The organism is Dictyobacter sp. Z7_2 (assembly GCF_057551105.1).
The window spans coordinates 4,444,061-4,463,283 of the sequence record NZ_BAAJPE010000002.1; the positions used below are offsets into that span (position 1 = coordinate 4,444,061).

Genomic DNA, 19,223 nt, shown 5'->3' on the forward strand with positions numbered 1-19,223 from the left:
TGGCAAATCAAGATCCATCCTGTTTTTTCGTCCAATATATATATCGAAAATAATGGGCTACATTTCTATTATACTTGATACAAAAAATGCTCTATATATATTTATCTAGGAAAGGTAGATTTTTTCATATTGGTATACTACATGTATCTCAGGTGATTTTGGCGCTATCTATGCTTTTGGAAAGATAAAGGTTCTACTTCTGCGTGAGGAGGTGGGGAAAAGTGATGATCTATCCTGGCTGCACTATTCATCCAACCGCTGAGATCGAATCCGACGTTTTGATTGGTGCCAGAACACTCATCTGGCGTTATGTGCATGTGCGTAGCGGTGTCAGTATCGGATCAGAATGCACGATTGGCAACGGCGTCTATCTCGACACACGCGTGCGTATCGGTTCGAGAGTCAAGATTCAAAACTATGTCTCGCTGTTTGAAGGAGTCACCATCGCTGACGGCGTTTTTATCGGTCCGCACGTTTGCTTCACCAATGATCAATTTCCTCGTGCCATTACTCCTGATGGCCGGCGGCAGGAGGCGAGCGATTGGCATGTTTCCCCGACGTTCGTGGACTATGGAGCATCCCTGGGAGCTAATGCGGTGATCGTCTGTGGCGTCACAATCGGCTCATTTGCCCTTATCGGCGCCGGCTCAGTGGTCACCAGAGATGTGCCGTCCCACACCCTTGTCTATGGGAATCCGGCTCGGCAGCATGGATACATCTGCAAATGCGCGCAACGCTTTGCACACATCGAGAGACAGGAGCAGACGGCGCGCGGATGGTGCACAACTTGCCTGCAATGGTGCGTGTTGGATAGTTCAGCTCTAGAGCAATAGTGCATATTTCGCATTGGTACTTTTTGCATGATAAATGTGTAATGCTCTGCCAAGGATCATAACAATGTGACCCAAACAATGTGGTCCGACCAGCCAGGAAACCCCGTTCGCTCCAGGCACGAATGCTCGCCAACGTAGCGCCGTGGTCTTGCGCCCGGCGGCCAGTTCACGCACGTAAACGTTCAACATCAGGTCCGTTCGGGTAAGGATTACGCGTAGAACTGTCTCTGTATGATGGTGGATGGCGGATTTCAGCATTGGGCGACAAAAGCGAACGTTACGTACGTCACGAGTCCGCCGGGCGCAAGACCACGGCGCTACGTCGGTGGGCGTGTCACCCCATTGGGATATACATCTCCAATGCTACATTGGTGTGATGACCTTTGAATATGTAATAGGAGTGAGACTTCATGAAACGCTTTCTTCAATCTCTGGTTTGTAGCTTGCTGTTATTAATGGTGTGTCTTTCCTGCCTGGGGAACTATACTGCCTCTGTACATGCTGCCGACGTACCAGTCGCCGACGTGCCAGTTACTGACACGCCAGCCGTCGATGGGCCTGGAATACAGCATCCTCTGGGTTTTTGCCGCTCTGGAAAACGCACGGTGTTGCTGTCTCAGGGAACGTTAGAAAAACAGTTCGCCAGTATTTTGATCTATGCTATTCATGGCACGGGGAGGATTATTGATCCACAAGATCATGACATCTATTCTGTCCAGGTACAAGATTTTGGCAGCACGATCTATCTGAATCGGAATATTCGTGCGGGCCACTCAATCTCCTTTGACTATAGCACGCCGTGGTGGAAGTTTGGTCTTGTCAATCTGAATATCCTTATCAAGTGTATCAGTAATCCACATAAAACCGTGCATCTGGTCTTTTACGGCTCGGGATGTGTCAATTAGCGAGCTGGATGGCTATCAGCTGTACAAGGTGTTGGCGAGAGGGAGCCGGAACCAGAATGTTGAGCCGCTCCCTTTCTGGCTTTCGATGCCGACCTCGCCGCCGTGACGATTGATCAGCGTTTTGCAGATATAGAGTCCCAGCCCCAATCCGATGCCGCCGCTGTGATGTAGGACGACGTCTTTGGCCTGATAGTAGCGCTCCCAGATATGCTTTTGCTGTTCAACGCTGAGTCCTGGACCGTGATCGCGTACCCAGACACGTACGTAGTCGCCATCCCTGTTCAGGCCGACGACGACTTCCCGGTCGGAGGCTGAGTATTTGAGGGCGTTGCTGAGATAGTTGCTGATGACTTGCCCGAGGCGGTCTTTGTCGGCGAGGATAATGATCTCCTGCTCGTCTGGGAGGGGCGCGAGGCTGATGTTGCGTTGGGGCGTGAGTTCGAGCTGATCGCTGATAGCGTTGCGTATGATCGCGATGAGATCGTACTCGGCGAGCGCCAGGTTAAGTTTGTTGGCCTGGATGCGGGTACTGTCCAGCAGATCACCGATCAGGCGGTTCATGACTTTGGTCTGACGGCGGGCGCGATCAAGCATGTGGAGGGCGTCATCGGTGGCTTTCTGGACCACCTCGGATGGCTCGTCCTGACTGGCTTGCAGGATGCTTTTGACCCGTCGTTCCGCCAGTTGAAGATTAGCTTGAATGGTGGTCAATGGACCGCGCAGCTCATGACTTGCCATACTGGTAAAGGCATCCTTGCGTCGCTCAAGCTCTTTCTGCTCGTGGATATCTCTGGCGACGATCGCCATATATTGCGGAAGCTGTGTCTGTGGATGTACAACCAGAAATGCTGTCAGCTGGACATCGATTATAGTGCCTGTCTGGTGATTGCATAAAGCGAAATCACCCTCCCAACGTCCATTCTTTTTCACTTCGGGGAAGATAATCTCCTGGAAAAAAGGACGCTTTTCTTCAGGTACATATGTCAGGAGCGATGTTGTCTGTGCTTCCTGGTTATCGGCGATGCCGCATAGCTTACAGCCAGCCTGATTTATGTAGACGGTCTGGCATTGCATGGAGGTCATAGCGATCATGTCCGAGCTGTTCTCAACCAGAGCGACAAAGGGCTGCATCGTTTCCATCTGGGCTGCCTGGCTCGCCGCCTGTGATGATGGGTTGCGTTTTGAGCGTTGAGGCGATAATCCGTGGCACATAAACAACTGGAAGTCGTTTTTGTGGATGCGGTAGCCGGCCCGTCCCAGCGGAGTGCCTTTGAGCTTGCCTGCTCGCAGCCAACGGCGTATTGTATCGACCGTCACATTAAGATCTTGAGCGATCTCGCGAACGGTGAGATAATCTCCCACCCCACTCCTCCTGTTGTTGAGCTATGATATGCGACGATTATAACATACACTTTCACCTATGTCTATATGTTTTTACATGCCATCACTTTCCTGCATGCTAATTACAATCTTGCACACTTTTCCACGTCTTTAAAACATCTCCTCAATTTCTGCCACTCGTATTTCTTGTGTTGTTGTACATCACATGCTATTTTCCTATAATAGAGAAAAGCTTTATCTGGATAATTCCTTGTGTAGTCCCGCTCATAGGTGTCGGGGGCGGTGCACGACTTTTGAGACGTGATCGCGATGTGCGTCTAATAGAGGGCTTGTGCACGTGACATAAGCAGTCGTACGGTTTTATCTACTTGCTGTGTGGTGCTCCGCTGGGAAAGATTCGAGGTGTTTTGCCGCGTGATGCAAAACAAAAAATCATCGCAGGTGGGTGTACTACGTCAAATATAATATCGCCAGGATGTTGCTCTCATGTATCATCCTTGCTCATACGTCGCATGTTAATGTTTAGAAGGAAGTTTTTTTATGGTTGCTCCTATTTATGTCATTGGTGATATTCATGGATATCTGCGTGCGCTTCACAAGATTTTGCGTGAGGCTCGCTTGATTGATAAGGATCACCATTGGATTGGAGGTTCGGCGACACTCTGGTTTCTGGGCGATCTGGTCGATCGTGGACCCGATAGTGTGGCTGTGCTGGATTTTGTGATGGCTTTACAGCGTGAGGCTGGAGCGGTTGGCGGCTCGGTTGATAGTCTGCTTGGCAATCACGAGCTTTTGATGCTGTCCGCGTATCAGTTTGGCCGACGCTCGACCAACGTGAGCAGCTCCTTTGTCACCAAATGGCGTCATAATGGAGGTGTCAAAAAAGATCTGGCCAGGCTGCGCGAGGAGCATATTGACTGGCTGAAGGAACGGCCGGCGATGGTTCTGGTAGAGAATGCGCTCCTGATTCATGCGGATGCCACATTTTACACGCGCTATGGTCGCTCCATTGCCGAAGTCAACGAGACCTTTAGGACGCTCCTCAAGCACAGCAACACGCTGGCCTGGGAAGAGTTGATCGAGAGCTTCGCGATGCGCGGTGTCTTTATGCATCATTACGGCGGACACGAATTTGTTGAGCGCTTCACCCAGATCTTCGGCGGCGACGTTATCATTCACGGACATTCTCCCATCTCGGCCGTTATCGGTGGACCAGCCAGAAAAGTTGTGCAACCTTATGTGTATGCCGATGGGAAGTGCATCAATGTTGACGGTGGCATCTATCTGGGTGGGAGTGGATTCGTCTATCAACTATCCAATTCCAGCGCCGAGCAGCATATTAGCTAAATTTGCTCAATTTTTAGCTTGACAAATCGCAATATATTAGGTAGTCTGAAATAGTGATAATTAATTGCTTCAATATAAGGAAAGGGAGGGTACATTATGTCTTCACATTTTACGACTGTCAGTCTTGATAGCAAATCGTCTTATCGATCTCGTGTAGACAGCCCGCCGATGACCCGACCAGCAGCAAGATGATGCGAAAGCCTTATGAAGTATTCGAGCATACCGCGGACATAGGTATCCAGTCATTTGGGCGCACCCTTGACGAACTCTTTATCGCCGCCGCACAAGGTGTTGAGAGCGTCATGGTCGCGCCAGAGCAGATCGACTGCGTTACCAGTCGCGAAATCGACGTTGAGGGCCATGACACCTTAGCACTTCTGATCTCCTGGCTCAACGAACTGATTTTTCTCTTCGATACCGAATATCTCCTCTTTCGCACCTTCGAGATTGCGATCCGGACGGATACGCATCTGATTGGTCGAGCTTATGGAGAGGTCTATGATCGGCAACGGCACGACTTGAGTAGCGCTGTCAAAGCCGTCACCTGGCACGAAGCCGCCATCTCCAGGCTCGACGAAGGCTATCAAGCCCGACTTATCCTCGACCTGTAACCTCGTACGTCACCGTGCGATGTCCAGTTGATCGCATGAGACGTCAAAAAGCGCTGCGCAACGTATCCAAACGAACACCACATCCACCGCAGCAGCGCGTCATTTCTTATATACATACTCTTTGAGTTGATGAAGGAGACCCATCTTGGGCAATAAGATCCCACTAGAGCGCGTCGACGAGAATCGTTGGCGCATCCCACAGAGCTACAATGAAGCTATGAACGTGCCCGGCCTGATCTATGCCGACAACGAACTGATCGAACAGATCCTCAACGATAACGCCTTACAGCAGGTCGCTAACGTCGCAACCCTGCCGGGCATCGTTGGACACTCGCTCGGTATGCCTGACATCCACTGGGGCTACGGCTTCCCGGTCGGAGGCGTGGCGGCGACCGATGCCGAAACTGGAGTTATCTCGCCGGGAGGTATCGGCTTTGACATCAACTGTGGAGTCCGCTTGCTGGCAACCAATCTTGTCCGTGACCAGATCAAAGGTAGCGTCGATCGCCTGGCCGACGAGCTGTTCAAGATGCTCCCATCCGGTGTCGGAGGCGATGGCATGCGTCCGCTCAGCAACGCCGAGATGCAGCAAGTAGTCACACGAGGCTCCGCCTGGGCGATTGAGGAGGGCTATGGCCTGCCCGAAGACCTCGAAGTTACCGAGGAGCATGGTTGTCTCGCCGGAGCCAATCCAGATTTTGTCAGCTCGCACGCCCTCCAGAGAGGGAAGAAGCAGCTTGGCAGCCTTGGATCAGGCAATCATTTCTGCGAAGTCCAGGTTGTCGATCACATCTATGACGAAGTCGCTGCCGAAGCTATGGGCATCAATCGCAAAGGACAGGTCGTTGTATCCATCCACTGCGGCTCACGCGGATTCGGACATCAGATAGCGGAAGATTATGTCAAGATAGCGGAAGCCAAGCAGCAGGAATTCGGCTTCAATCTCGTTGATCGTCAGCTCGCCTGCCTGCCAATCCAGTCGCCCGAAGGACAGGCTTATCTTGGCGCCATGGCCTGCGGAGCCAACTTTGCCTGGGCTAATCGCCAGCTCTTGATGGATGGCGTGCGTCAGGCGTTCCAGAGCGTCTTCGGACGTCAGGCACGCGCCAAAGAGATGCCTCTGGTCTATGATGTTTGTCACAACATCGCCAAGATTGAGGAGTATGTCGTCGATGGAGAAATGAAGCGACTCTGTATCCATCGCAAAGGAGCCACCCGCGCCTTCCCAGCCGGACATCCAGCGCTCCCGGAGAAGTATCGCGCTGTCGGACAGCCTGTCCTGATCCCCGGCGACATGGGACGCTATTCATTTATGCTCGTCGGCGCTCAGGGCTCTATGGATGAGAGCTTCGGCTCCTGCTGCCATGGCGCGGGCCGTCGCATGAGTCGCACCGCCGCCAAGAAGTCGATCGGGAGCCAGCAGCTCCTGGAGCAGTTGGAGAAGAAGGGCGTGACGATCCGCGTCCATAGCAAAAATTTATTGACCGAGGAAGCGCCTGCTGCTTACAAAGACGCACAAAAAATCGTGGGGGTCGTTCATAACGCAGGCCTCGCGCAACTGGTTGCACGGCTAAAACCGGTGATTGTAGTTAAAGGGTAACGTAGGATACCCGGTTCTCCTATACCTGAAACGGTACTGCTTCAGCGGAAACAGTACCGGGGTTTGAGAGAGTACCACGTAACCCTGTAGGCAGTACCAGGTACTTATAGCGGTTCCAGGAAAACAATTATCGGGCCTCTCATGGGTTTACCTCCCTGGCGAATCGACAGGCAAAGCCCATTCGTGGTACACTACCACTAGGCGTTTAGCCCGTCCTAGTAGCAAAAACCTCCTAACGCAGTGTCTTTTACCGCCACTGTGTAAACAGTTACAAAGAATCGGGATGGTGGTTGGGCTGTGGAACTTTCTCAGGGTGTACACAGCTTCCTTCCGGCCTGTTGAGAGTCTCTGGGGAACGCTTGGGCTCGTCTCAAGCGTTTCTTGGAATCACCTCCTTGAATTAAACTTGGATGTCAGTCAGCAAGATTGAGTCCCGCAATATCCTTATAGGTAATCTCCTGCCCTAACGCTTTGGAGAGAGCATTGGCGATTTTTCCTGCGGTCGCTTTGTAAATTCGTTTCCCCGTAATGGCATCGGCCAAAGTCCCTGGGTCAATCCCCGCTTCCCTGGCTAGCCTCGCTTTTGTCCATCCAAGCTTAACCCGATAATCTTCTATGGTCATCATAGATTAAGCACCTCAAAAAATAATAGATTCATTCCTCTCCAAGTATGCCATGCCCTTATGGGAATGTCAATGCAACCACCTGACTTATAAGGAATATCATGGAAAGTTTGGGAGAAATATGGTATAGTTACCCTTACATGGGCAGATATAGGGAACCAGAGACAGGAATATGCAAAAAAACCGTGGTTGCTACTCTCCTGCCCCTTTGTATGAGATAAATATTATAATGTATGGAGGATTATTCTCCTTAATAAGGAAGGATAGGTGAAGGAATTGCCCTCCCACCAGAAGCAGCAAGCGCATGGCAGAATCGAAGGAGTGTTGCGTGCCGTTATTTACTGCCGCGTCAGCACCGATAAGCAGGAACATGATGGGGAAAGCCTGGAATACCAGGAAGAAAAATGCAGGCAATATGCCGAGTTGCACGGCATAGAAATCTTGCTGATGCTGAAGGAAGCTAAAAGCGGCTTTATCCATTACTCGCACCGCGAACAGCTTACCCTGGCCCGTCAGATGGTACGTGACGGTCTGGCAGACGTGATTATTGTCTGGGATTTGCGCCGATTCTCGCGCAACTTCGTGCATTCCGCGATGATTTTCGAGGAAATCGAAAGTGTGGGCGGCGAAATTGTGAGTGTCAGCGAAAATATCGACAACAGCCTGTCTGGCAAGCTCATCCGTTCCATCCTCGCCTGGAGCGCCGAGTCTGAGCGTGAGAAAATTCTCGAATACGCAAACCGCCATTGGCAGAAGCGCCATGAGCTTGGCTTGCCGATGGCGACCTCGACCCCGCCTTACGGCTGGCAATGGGGTGACAAGGAGAAGACATTCTTTGTGCTGAACGTGGAGGAAGCCGCTGTCCGGCGCTCCATCTTTGAAATGTTTGTTGAATTGGACATGAGCATACGGCAGATTGGCCATAAGCTCTCGATGGATGGCATACCCTGTCCCAGGGATGCGCGGTTTATGCAGGAAGAGGAAGAGGAAGAGGGAGAAGCCGAAGAGGAAAAGCCGAAAAAGCTTCGCCCGTGGCCGATTGGAACCGTTAGCAACTACCTGCGCGATGTCGTCAATATCGGTACGCTGGTTATCTGCAAGAAGAAAAAGGTGTTGCAGGAAGATGGAACCATCAAGGGCATCGTGCACCCTGATCGGAAAGTCCTTCCGGGGGCCATGCCTCCCATTGTCTCTCAGGAAATGTTCGAGCAGGCACAACGCAAACTGGCGACGAACCAGGAAACCAAAAGCTATTGCCCCAAGGATGTAGAACGCTACCTGCTGGCAAGCCATGTCTTTTGCGAGATGTGCGGCAACCGGATGCAGAGCGTCACGGAAAAAGGCATACCCATGTACCGCTGCAACAAGCACATGAGCATTTATGATACGCCACGGGAACCCCATATCCAGCGTATCAGGACGGAATACCTTGATCCGGTGGTATGGGAGGATTGCTGTCGGGTATTCGAGCGCCTGGAGCTTATTCAGGATGTCATTCGGGACAGTATTGAGCAATCCCTCCAGGACCTTCTGGAAGACACACGGGGAAGGGAGATGCTCGACGGCTTGCGGCAGGAGCTTGCGTTTGCTCTGGAGGAGCGCAATAAGCATCCGGAAGGCAGCTATTATTACAAACTAATTAACCAGGATGTCACCCAGAAGGAGCAGCAGCTCCACAAATGCGAGGAAGAGTTCGCGCATTCCAAGGACGTGGTGAAGCTCTCTGCTGCCTACCAAAAGAGCGTCATGGGGTTCCTTGATTTCCTGAACACGATGCGGGGCCGGTACCACGAGGCCAGTTTCCAGGAAAAGCGGAACGCCCTGGAGGTATTGGGTGTCAGTGTGTATGCCAGCCGGGATACCACCATACGCCCTGAATGGCCGGAGATTAAAACCCGGAAGGCATGGCTTACGGTTTCCGAAGTATCTAAGCTCACAGACATCCATGAGGGTACGCTCCGCTCCGCCATCAATGCGGGCAGGCTGAAGGCCGAACAGAAAGCCATACCGCACACGATCATCCACCGCGATGAAATTGCGCGTTTCTTCACGAGGGAAAGGCAGGTTTCCAGGCTGGCGAAGTATGATGACGAATGGTTTACTGTGTATAGGCTCACGGCCACAGTGGGAATCAGTAATCACCAGGACATCCATGATGCGATAGGACGCGGTGAACTGAAGGCCGAAACGCACAATTTCATGCAAGCTTATATCCACCGGGACGAATTGAACCGTTTCCTCCAGGAATCGCCTATTCGCTTACGGGAACTCATGGAGAGTATCCAGCCGGAAATCAAGATTATGTATTCGCCGTTGTTTACAGGTGTCCAAGCATCGAAAGACGCGCTGCAAGTCGTTAACGTGGTTCACAATGCCGGATTGGCGCAACTGGTGGCACGTCTGAAGCCCATTGTTGTGAAAGGGTAACACTGTGATCGTTGATGGCAACTCGACCTGAAAGAGTTTCATTGACGATCACATTAATTTTGTCATTATTTGAAGTAGGTAGTCCTGGAGATTTCTCATTTATCGGTGCCTCGTTGCCAAGATTGGTTATATTCATTACTTTGTTATACTTACTATTTGTTCAGGCATAATTTTTATCTATTGATCATGAAAAATCTTCTATTTGTTTTTCGATATCTCCAATACACAATCTAAAATACTCCATTTCATCTTTTGAAACTTTTTTAGCATGTGCATCTGCTCTAAGATCATTAATAAACTGCATTTTCTTATCAAAAGCATTCCTATCTTGTGAGAATATATTTTTAAAGAGATCCCAATATTTTATGATAATCTGTCTAAGGTCATTAAAATATATTTTTGATTTATTTGGATTAAATAGGTCTTCATAAGAGAGATGAGCTAGCTCCATTTTTCTTTTCCCACCCATAATATCTAGGACGCTATCTTTTGCCAGTGGTTTACTTTGATTGGCTCGAAGCTGGTTTCTAACAATTAATCTTAACTTTGGTTCTAATGCATTTCTTCTTGCAGAAATTTCCTTAATAATTTCTTCTTGTGACATATTTAATTTCTTGTATTTGTTCTTTTTCAAAAGATATTCTCTTACTGACTCAATTTTAAAGTTATATGTATCACCTGGTTTTTCAATAATTCCATATTCTAGTAAGTGGTTAGTATAATAATGAGATAGATTTGCGAAGTCATTAAAAGTTGTTATATCTCCTATTGCTAAATATTCTAGCATAGAATATTCATCCTGGTAAAAATCGTTTAAGACATTTAAGATCATTTCTATATAAGTACTGTTTTTCTGGTTGAAAACATTTTTTGCCTTCTCATATAATGCTTTATCTACGGTGAAAGGTCGTTCTGAATCACATAGGCTATTGATAACACTGCAAACCTGACGGATAAGAAATGGGTGACCTCCAAAATCTTCTGTTAACTTGCCATAGATAATTTCATCAAATTTTAGCCCCATCAATCTTCCAAGTTTTCTAACCATTTCTCTCGTTTGAGGGACATCAAAGTTTGAAATGTATTCGAGAGGTACCTGATTGAAAATGGGATTATCTTTTCCTTTGATGCTTGCTACTTCCACACACATGGCATTTGTTCCTACTATCAAATATGAAAAGATATCAAGTTTTTGGAAGATAGAACGTAAGGTTTGCCAGAAGAAAACAAAATCGAACTCATCAGCCCAATGTTTTGTGGGGGATATATTGAACGTAATATTTTCTATTTCATCGAATATTAATAAGATGCTTCTATTTCCAAGAGCATGATAAATTTTTAATATTTCCCTTTCAAATATGATAGAAGCATCCTCCTCTGTATAATTTTCCTCTTTCGCAATATTAATATTGAGTTTATAATCGTTATTAAATAGATTAATGATATAGTAGAGGGCTTTATTCCAGCGACGACGATGAAATGCAGGATTTTGGCAATCAATTCTAAGTGCCTTTCCCTCTGTCTGTGTTAATGTTCTTTCAATACCATATATAACTGATGTTTTTCCTGTCTTGCGTAAACCGAAAAGTCCAGAATTTTCGTTGGATTTTTGTCTATTTACAAGAGAATGAATGATATCATTTCTCCCAAAGAAGTATATATCTTTTCTCAAGGGCGCTTGGAATGCAAATAAATCTCTTGAGTAAAAACAACTTTTAAATCTATTGCGCATAAAAAAATTATCATATGTAGAATGCAGCTCATTATATGTAAACGGTACTAATATTTGTGATTCAAGATTGCTTCTGAGATAATCATTGATTTTTATCCCTGTAGAATTATCTTTACTTATGATAAGACTACAAATTTTGTCTAATCTTAATGATGAATGTTTTTTCATGATATGATCGAAAACTTCAAGAGTTCTGGGCTCAAAATTCTCATACCGGTTGAAAATAACAATTATTTCTCTCTCTAAATTAAACATTTCTTGATATATATTTGTTGGTTTAATAAGGATGTATCTATAATAGCTTCCTCCAATGTTTATTTCTTCTCCTCCATTTGTCACATACCATTCCTTGCTTATCTTGTTTACAATCACACTTTCTTCACGAGAAAAACCTTTTAGATTGACTAATCTATGCACCCCTGGATATACACGGTTTTCATTCATATACATGCCTTTCTACTTTTAGAAAACTTCTTAATTAGCGATTTCAGATAAATATATAAAAGAATGTTCATGCAAAATTGCCTGGCTTTTTGTGTTGATCTTTTTCCAGACCGAGTGACTCAATAATTCACTACCTACTCTACTGCTAGATAATTTACTGCAATACATGGATGTTAGCATAATTAATTTAACTATGTCAATATTAGTTAAGAGGGAGGTGTGAGAGCCTTAGATTTAGGAAGTCAAAAGCCTTAAGGCCCTTTCTAAAAGCTGGCAAATTTTGTCCATGGTGTTCGTGCGCCTATGGGGGTCAGTCACGCGCGAGAGGGATGCTTTAGGTTCTGTTTGATTGTGTGCCCATTTTCTTCGTCTTTTCATCATAACGGGAGCCCTGAACTCCACGATGAAGATAGTAGAGATAAGTACTCTAGTAATTTGTGGTTAGTAAGGAGTGATTCATCTGCTAAGATGCTGTAAAATCCTGATATAAGATGTAGTATCAAGTAAAGCATGTTTTTAAACGAAGTGAGAGGATATTCTCTCTTGATTAAAACAGCCTGGAAGTTCCGATAAATGCTATTATTATTGATGTGGTACAGAATCTGGCTGCAAAGGACTTTCAAGCTATCTTTCGTTTCCACCTTACTTTTCGTAGCTTTAATTTGAAAGAGATTCGTCATAAGATCTTTTCAGATAACCATTTGCTTATCTCACATGAAATGAATGTTCTGAATATGCTTCTCTCCTACAAAAAGTAATGATAGATCAGATCAGCCAGGATATGGCCTGCTCACTCTGGAAGAAGAAAGGACGTGAGGATATGTTGTAAGAGTAGCCTGAGTCGGATCGAGATAGCATCATAACCTGCTGTGTGATCATTTGTTGACACGTTTTTACTGCTATAGAGTGCTTGTTCTGATATAATAAAATTATGTCAGAGGTATTTCATTGCTAGCTCGATATCCATAGGCATTCATCCCCCTTCGTTACAGCTATGGCGATATGTGTATTGTCACCCATTGCTTAGCTAAAATGGAAGGGAAAATGAGCGGCGATCAGGAGATTGGGGCCAGGACACGAAATGCTAAAGAAGGAAGAAAAGTTTCTCTGAAGACGGAGAATCACACAGAAAGGACTCTCATATGATTCAACGCTGGTGGGTTCGCCCTTTTATCGCGCTTGCAATTATGCTTACCGTCGGGCTCACAACGACTGCTGTGGCATCACCGATTTCAGCTCATGCGCTCACCTGTGGAAGTGTTACCACCTCGCTTGAGAAAGCCAATGCTGTCGTTGATGGTGTTGCCGTTGGTTATGTAGAACTTTTAACCGATGGATGCAGTACCTATGAGGTACATGGCCACATTGCGCAAGATCCGGGTGGCTATACTGGACCGTTTGATCTCACCGTTCTGGCGGGAGGTTTTCAATATAGCGCTCAAACAAGGGCCAACACCGTACCCGCAGACGTCTATACTTCCACTTTCTCCTGGAGAGCGACTACGGATATTACAGCCTGGTACGACATTCACGTCACCAACACAGATATCAATTACGAAACGCAATTCACGTATCATCCTGCATAGGAACAGTACTACCCATCTGGCTCAGTAGTGTTGTGTCCTCGGACATGACGTCCAGTTCCTCGTACGAGACAGTTCAATTGTGGCGCTCCAGGTTCGATCACGAGCGAGCGTCGTTAAGAAGATGGCAACACCGCAGTAGCTGCATTTTCAAAGCCCCAGGTAATCACAGTTGCGCTGTCTCGTCCTTGCTCCTGCTGAACTTCCTGAAGCGCAGATAGTACACGAGCTTGCTGCATGATCATTGGTCCATTGGTATCTTGCATAAAGGTATCATAGACTCTCTGAGGATCTTTAAAGAGGCTCTGACCACATTCAAGCAATCCATCTGTGATCATCACAATCTGATTATGTCCCTGCCGTAGCTCGCGCATCCCACTGCTATAGCACGGAACAGCCAGATCAAACGTATTGACCTGCCCGATCCACTCGAAGAAAGCGCGTTGATTCAGTGCAAATTGTCCCAGGTGTGCCAATTCAGGATGCAGCAGGTAAACGACACAATCCCCAACATTGAACCACCAGAGGAACTGTGCCTTGCGCACACAGATCAGACAAGATGTTTCGCCCTGGATGTGCTCGCGCTGCTCACGGAAAGAGACGGATCGAAAGATCGAGAGCAGATGTTGATGCAGCGATGTGAACATGGTTTTCACAGGATGCTCAAGTAGGATAGCTATCGACGCAGCATCAGCCTCAACCGCGTCCATCACGAGCTCGACGCTCTCGGCTGAAGTATGGCCATCCAGGAGCATAGCAAACTCCCAGGAACCATCGTTGGCAAACCAGACAAGGGCTCCATCCTCATTTTTGTCGGCGCCAGCACCGCTATGACCTCCATAACATCCGACGGTTACCCGCTCGCAATAGGCCAGAGTTGGCTTATCAAGATACATATTCAGGCTTCCGTTCCAGTAGAAGGAGGAGATTGGAGGTTGGAGGGAAAAGATATTCATGAATGTTATGATTGCCTTTCTTTCATGATAAAAAAGAACCATTTTTCAATCTGGTATACAGGTACAGGTATGTCATTCTTTCTTATTATAAGGGATCATTCCTCATTGAAGTATTTGTGTTATCAATGCTCAGGTATCTTGCCTGAATAATCTGTTCGCTTGTCAGGGAATCCGGGGTGTTTGTGTGCTAGCATATCAATGGGTTATATTTACGTGTGGATAAGTGGCTATCGCACTGAGCGCATCTGAGGTCATGTGGGTGCCATGGGATCTGGCGAGCTATTTTTGAAAGGTATATAAATATGCGAAAAACAACGCTCTACATTACGCGTCACGGACAGACGCAATGGAACCTTGAAGGAAGAACGCAAGGGCATCAAGACTCTCCGCTGACGGAACTGGGCATTCGGCAGGCGGGCTGGTTGAGGGATGCTTTAGAGGATATCGAATTTGCAGGCATTTATGCGAGCTCAAGCTCCCGGGCCAGGAAGACTGCGGAGATTATTCGTGGCCAGAGGTCGGGTGAAGTGATGTGCTATGATGACCTGCGTGAGATCTCGATGGGCATGTGGGAAGGAAAATTAGAGCAAGAGATTCGGCAATACGACTCAATTGCGTACAGCACATTCTGGGAAACGCCTCATTTATATGTGCCCGAAAATGGAGGTGAGTCCTATTACGATCTACAAAAAAGGGTCATACCTTTTGTTGATGCGTTAATTGCAAAACATGAAGGTGAGACTATTCTAATCGTTGCGCATGGTGTTACCGTAAAGACGATCATGAGCTACTTTGAACATCGTCCGCTGGCTGATCTCTGGCAGCCACCATATATGCATCCAACGGCGCTAAGTCAAGTTATTGTAGAAAACAAGCATTTTCAAATTGTGTCCCATGCTGATATTTCGCATTATCGGGAGTAATTGCAAGAATTTGTGTGATTGGGAAGTCCTAAGCGTTTTGTATAATAATAAAGGAAGATGAGATTAATTTGTTACCTTCATTAACTTTTTTAGCTGTAAAAATATGCTTGAGAGGAGCTTAAAAAGTGGAAATGAGGATTGATGGTATGAGCATCCCCGAGCATGAAATGAGTGTGTTGGAAGACATTGGCCGGGCCTTTCGGCTAAGCAGTTCGCTCAGGGCCAGAGAGATATCCCCTGAGCAGCGACAAGATGCGAGCTATCTGGAGGATGATTGTATCGATGTTCTGGTAGAGAATGATTCTGTGGTGGCGTTGTCGATTCGCTATGGTGCGTTGATGACTTTTCCTGCTTCGATCGATCGGTTAACTAATCTGCGCGAATTGGATCTGACTGGCAATTGTTTGATGAAGCTTCCTGACACGCTTGGTAATCTGACTCATTTAAAAGAGCTGTATCTGAGCAATAATCCTTTGTCTGTGTTGCCAGAAAATCTGTGCCAGCTCACCAACCTTGAAGTCTTTCACGTCTACAATAATAATCTCTCTGCTCTTCCTGCTGGCATTGGTCAGCTGACCAGACTGAGAGATATTAGTCTGGGTGGTAATAGCTTCACTGAGTTGCCTGAGTCGTTCTGGCAACTGACCAATCTTCAGGTATTGAATCTGGCCGAAAATGATTTTGCTGCTTTGCCGGAGGCGATCGGGAACTTTTCTGAACTGCACACTCTGGATCTGGCTCATAATAAATTGACCGCTCTACCGGAGTCCCTGGGGAAGCTCACCAATCTGACGTTTTTTCTCTACCTTGGTGATAATCCTCTCAGCTCACTACCAGAGTCGCTTTTTGAACACCTGAGCCAGCTACGGTATCTCAATATTACCGACAATAATCTGGCCGAGTTGCCCGAGAGCATTGGGAACCTGTCAAGCCTGATCGAGCTGCGTGCATATAACAATCGACTTGCCACCCTGCCTGCATCTCTAGGCAATCTAACCAGCCTCAAAGAGCTGCATCTGATGAACAATCGGCTGCTGACTCTCCCCGTAACCATCGGGCAGCTGGCGCAGCTGAAGGAACTCCATCTCTCCAATAATTGGCTAACGTTCTTGCCCTCTTCTCTGGGTGACCTGAGACAGCTTGCCGTGCTGGATCTCAGGAACAATCGGCTGATGGTGCTGCCAGAGTCGCTGCGCGAGATGGGTAAGCTACAGTCTCTTGATCTGAGAGCCAACTGGTTTGTCTCTGTACCTTCAGCCATTGGAGAACTGATCAGGCTAGAAAAACTTGATCTACGTTGGAATAAGATCCCCGCTTCATCATCTCCGCTCTTGCTGCTTGAGCAGTATGGATGCGTTGTCTATCGCTAGATTGATAATCTGCTGCATTGCTGCTGATCAACGCGTTCTCCAGGTAACTGCTCTACTTCATTGAATTCAGGCAGGAATTTTTCCCTGCCTGACCTTTTTCAAATATAAATCTTCTGGTATTGCTACTGATGGCAGTCAAAATACTGCTGGGAAAGAAAATGTTCTCAAAATGTTCAGTAAATGCCTCTGAAATGTTCTTCCAGACAATTTAGGTTTTGGTTATAGTATCTCTGTGTTCCAGTCATTTAGTTTGGCTAGATGCTACTTATCAGTGCGATCAGTAGTTTTAAGGAGAAAAAGATCGATGCATAAAAAGTTTATGATGTTTGTCCTGGGTGCTCTTCTCTTAGCAATGTCGTTAACCTTTGGCGCTTCTGCTGCACCAACTGCTCATGCTGCTGTGGCGCACCAGAGTGTGACCCATAAAGTCGCCGCGCCAGCAAGCTGTCCTCCTAGTCTCAAGAGCGGAAGTAAGGGATCGTATGTGACCTTATTACAGGAAGAGCTCAATTACCTCTACCTGAACTATTCTGACCCTCTCTACTTTGAAAACTCGCCATATAACTTTGGGCCGTATTCGCAAGATTCGTCTAACCCGCTCAGGGTAGATGGAGATTTCGGGAGCCACACCTATAACGCGGTACGCGATTATCAGTGGTGGAATGGTCTGGGAGTTGATGGTCAAGTTGGTCCTCAGACCTGGGGATCGTTGGGATTTTGCTAGCAGGTAAACTGAAAAGGAGAGTCGTACGCGAACGTACGGCTCTCTACCTTACGCGGAGGGAGTCTGCCAGATTTCGACTCCCTCATTTTGCGTACTGATGGCAAGTGTCGTCCCATCTACTGACCAGAGTACGCTTTCGATACTCCCATGGTATCCTTCGTATTTGGCAGCCAGCTTACCTGTAAGTGGCTGCCAGATATGGACTGATTTGTCCGCGCTCCCTGATGCGATATATTGTCCATTGTGGGACCAGCCAACGGTTTCAACTTCGCCTGTATGACCTTGATACGTGAAGATGCAAGTTCCGCTTGCGACTTCCCAGACTTTGCAGGTTTTATCGGCACTGGCCGACACAATATATTGTTCATCCGGAGACCAGGATAGATCAATAATTCTCTTCTTATGCCCGAGCCCGTTGGTCCTCGGCTTGCCCGTGAGGGCTTCCCAGACATGGAGTATCCCATTATCGGTCCCGCAAGCGAGCAAATTCCCTGATGCAGACCATCTGACATGCCTTATTCCCATGAGCAGTGGAGCGAGTTGTGAAATGGTATAGGAACTCACCATGCGAGAATCCAGAGGGTTCCAGACCTCGACGGTTGGATTATGGCCTGCGATCGCCAGATATGTGCCGTTTGGTGACCACGAGGATGCACGCATGCTATAGGGCCGTCGCAATGTGAAGATTGGTTTTGGATCAGGGAATCTCCATAATTGTAATGATCCTGCTTGAAAGTCCGCTGTCGCTGCTGCGATGATATTGTCTTTCGACCAGGAAACGTCATTGACCCATCCATTCAGGGTGGCATAGTAGAGAGTGAGTACTCCTTGATCGATGTTCCAGATCGAGATCAGATTTGTTGCGTTGGCGAAAGCGATATTGCTCTGATCAGGTGACCAGGCTGTGTAATTTACGAAGTTGGCTGTATTGGCATCAAGAAAATGGCGCATACGTTTGCTCGGTGGCATAAGGATAGATGCTGACACCGATTTTTTTGCCGCTGGAGTGGCCGAGAATGAGCGAGAGGCCATCATCAGACCACCTCCCGCCAGGATGATCGCCCCGATGCCTAATCCCGCAACGAGGAACTTGCGCCGTTGATATAATGACGGTGCAGAGACTGGTATGATCTGTCTATCGCTTGAAGGCGTTGGCTGTGGCTGCTGAGGGACGCTTGCCACTATGTCCGTTACTTCAGGTGCGGGATCGGCATTGATGTCAGGTGCAGGATCAGCATTGATGTCAGGTGCAGGATCAGCATTGATGGTCACTTCCTTTGCATCCAGAAGGGAGGCTGAGAGCAGACCGAGATCCTGCGCATTCATCTCAAAGAGGGCGCATAATTTCTGCCGATGGTGAGGATGAGGCAGCCGTTCTCCTCGTTCCCAGCGTCCTACTGTAATTACATCAACCTCGACTTGTTCGGCCACATAATTGCGGGACCAGCCGCGCCGTTCTCTTTCTTGTCGTAATGCAATAATAGTAGTTTTTATAAGATATCTCCTTTGCGGTAAAAGCCTTGAACGTTGTCAAAAAAGTGCTCAAGATAGTTATCAGCGCACAAGATATACATGCTCTTTCAGATATAATATGAGTAAAAAAGCTGCCCTTATTTCGCGCAGCTTCAGCATCTCTACTATCTATAGACGCATTTTCTCTATAAATATGCATAGTAAAACTGGTCAGATTCAAATGTGATATGATCGAGGTGATTATATTGGTTGGGCTTTGCTCTATCTTTATTCGTGTAGAAAGAGTCAATGCTCTCTTCTCAAAGTCTTGTTTTAAGCATTGACACTCATA

16 protein-coding genes are annotated in these 19,223 nt (G+C 47.3%); 10 read left to right on the plus strand and 6 right to left on the minus strand.

Annotation, left to right across the window (positions count from 1 at the left end):
• Nucleotides 1-224: 224 nt before the first annotated feature.
• Entirely contained in the window at nucleotides 225-833 is a 609-nt protein-coding gene (locus AC27N8_RS31995; protein ID WP_487074786.1) for an acyltransferase, read from the plus strand.
• Here the strand turns inward: AC27N8_RS31995 and AC27N8_RS32000 are convergent.
• On the minus strand, nucleotides 822-1,022 hold the full coding sequence (locus AC27N8_RS32000; RefSeq protein WP_487073170.1) for a hypothetical protein: 201 nt from the start codon (nucleotides 1,020-1,022) through the stop codon (nucleotides 822-824). The genes AC27N8_RS31995 and AC27N8_RS32000 overlap by 12 nt on opposite strands.
• A gap of 221 nt (nucleotides 1,023-1,243) precedes the next feature.
• On the opposite strand from AC27N8_RS32000, the gene AC27N8_RS32005 reads away from it, so the two are divergent.
• Complete coding sequence (locus tag AC27N8_RS32005; protein WP_487073172.1) at nucleotides 1,244-1,738, plus strand: hypothetical protein; 495 nt, start codon at nucleotides 1,244-1,246, stop codon at nucleotides 1,736-1,738.
• A 15-nt stretch (nucleotides 1,739-1,753) separates the two neighbouring features.
• Here the strand turns inward: AC27N8_RS32005 and AC27N8_RS32010 are convergent, their stop codons facing one another.
• Nucleotides 1,754-3,100: an ATP-binding protein gene (locus AC27N8_RS32010; protein ID WP_487073174.1), complete on the minus strand. Its 1,347-nt coding sequence runs from the start codon at nucleotides 3,098-3,100 to the stop codon at nucleotides 1,754-1,756.
• A gap of 519 nt (nucleotides 3,101-3,619) precedes the next feature.
• Between AC27N8_RS32010 and AC27N8_RS32015 the strand changes: the two genes are divergently transcribed.
• The 3 genes from AC27N8_RS32015 (at nucleotide 3,620) to AC27N8_RS32025 (ending at nucleotide 6,637) form a co-directional block, all read left to right on the plus strand.
• On the plus strand, nucleotides 3,620-4,426 hold the full coding sequence (locus AC27N8_RS32015; protein WP_487073176.1) for a metallophosphoesterase: 807 nt from the start codon (nucleotides 3,620-3,622) through the stop codon (nucleotides 4,424-4,426).
• A 188-nt stretch (nucleotides 4,427-4,614) separates the two neighbouring features.
• A complete protein-coding gene (locus tag AC27N8_RS32020) occupies nucleotides 4,615-5,037 on the plus strand; it encodes an archease (protein ID WP_487073178.1) in 423 nt (140 codons plus the stop codon).
• 145 nt (nucleotides 5,038-5,182) lie between these two features.
• Nucleotides 5,183-6,637 carry an RtcB family protein gene (locus AC27N8_RS32025; protein WP_487073180.1) on the plus strand — a complete coding sequence of 485 codons (1,455 nt, stop codon included), beginning with the start codon at nucleotides 5,183-5,185 and terminating at the stop codon, nucleotides 6,635-6,637.
• Between the two features lie 413 nt (nucleotides 6,638-7,050).
• Here the strand turns inward: AC27N8_RS32025 and AC27N8_RS32030 are convergent, their stop codons facing one another.
• Entirely contained in the window at nucleotides 7,051-7,263 is a 213-nt protein-coding gene (locus AC27N8_RS32030; protein ID WP_487073182.1) for a helix-turn-helix domain-containing protein, read from the minus strand.
• A gap of 264 nt (nucleotides 7,264-7,527) precedes the next feature.
• Between AC27N8_RS32030 and AC27N8_RS32035 the strand changes: the two genes are divergently transcribed.
• Nucleotides 7,528-9,687, plus strand: coding sequence for a recombinase family protein (locus AC27N8_RS32035; RefSeq protein WP_487073184.1), 2,160 nt, complete (start codon nucleotides 7,528-7,530; stop codon nucleotides 9,685-9,687).
• Nucleotides 9,688-9,871: 184 nt separating this feature from the next.
• Here the strand turns inward: AC27N8_RS32035 and AC27N8_RS32040 are convergent, their stop codons facing one another.
• Nucleotides 9,872-11,863, minus strand: a complete 1,992-nt coding sequence (locus tag AC27N8_RS32040) for an ATP-binding protein (RefSeq protein ID WP_487073186.1) — start codon at nucleotides 11,861-11,863, stop codon at nucleotides 9,872-9,874.
• A gap of 1,142 nt (nucleotides 11,864-13,005) precedes the next feature.
• On the opposite strand from AC27N8_RS32040, the gene AC27N8_RS32045 reads away from it, so the two are divergent.
• Nucleotides 13,006-13,449, plus strand: coding sequence for a hypothetical protein (locus AC27N8_RS32045; protein ID WP_487073188.1), 444 nt, complete (start codon nucleotides 13,006-13,008; stop codon nucleotides 13,447-13,449).
• Nucleotides 13,450-13,562: 113 nt separating this feature from the next.
• On the opposite strand, the gene AC27N8_RS32050 is transcribed toward AC27N8_RS32045, so the two are convergent.
• Entirely contained in the window at nucleotides 13,563-14,402 is an 840-nt protein-coding gene (locus AC27N8_RS32050; protein ID WP_487073190.1) for a PP2C family serine/threonine-protein phosphatase, read from the minus strand.
• Between the two features lie 302 nt (nucleotides 14,403-14,704).
• Here AC27N8_RS32050 and AC27N8_RS32055 point away from each other — a divergent pair, with 302 nt between their 5' ends.
• The 3 genes from AC27N8_RS32055 (at nucleotide 14,705) to AC27N8_RS32065 (ending at nucleotide 17,419) form a co-directional block, all read left to right on the plus strand.
• A complete protein-coding gene (locus tag AC27N8_RS32055) occupies nucleotides 14,705-15,325 on the plus strand; it encodes a histidine phosphatase family protein (protein WP_487073192.1) in 621 nt (206 codons plus the stop codon).
• A 131-nt stretch (nucleotides 15,326-15,456) separates the two neighbouring features.
• Entirely contained in the window at nucleotides 15,457-16,695 is a 1,239-nt protein-coding gene (locus AC27N8_RS32060) for a leucine-rich repeat domain-containing protein (RefSeq protein ID WP_487074788.1), read from the plus strand.
• A 304-nt stretch (nucleotides 16,696-16,999) separates the two neighbouring features.
• Nucleotides 17,000-17,419: a peptidoglycan-binding domain-containing protein gene (locus AC27N8_RS32065; protein ID WP_487073194.1), complete on the plus strand. Its 420-nt coding sequence runs from the start codon at nucleotides 17,000-17,002 to the stop codon at nucleotides 17,417-17,419.
• Between the two features lie 48 nt (nucleotides 17,420-17,467).
• Here AC27N8_RS32065 and AC27N8_RS32070 read toward each other — a convergent pair whose 3' ends face one another.
• A complete protein-coding gene (locus AC27N8_RS32070) occupies nucleotides 17,468-18,913 on the minus strand; it encodes a WD40 domain-containing protein (protein ID WP_487074790.1) in 1,446 nt (481 codons plus the stop codon).
• Nucleotides 18,914-19,223 lie beyond the last annotated feature (310 nt).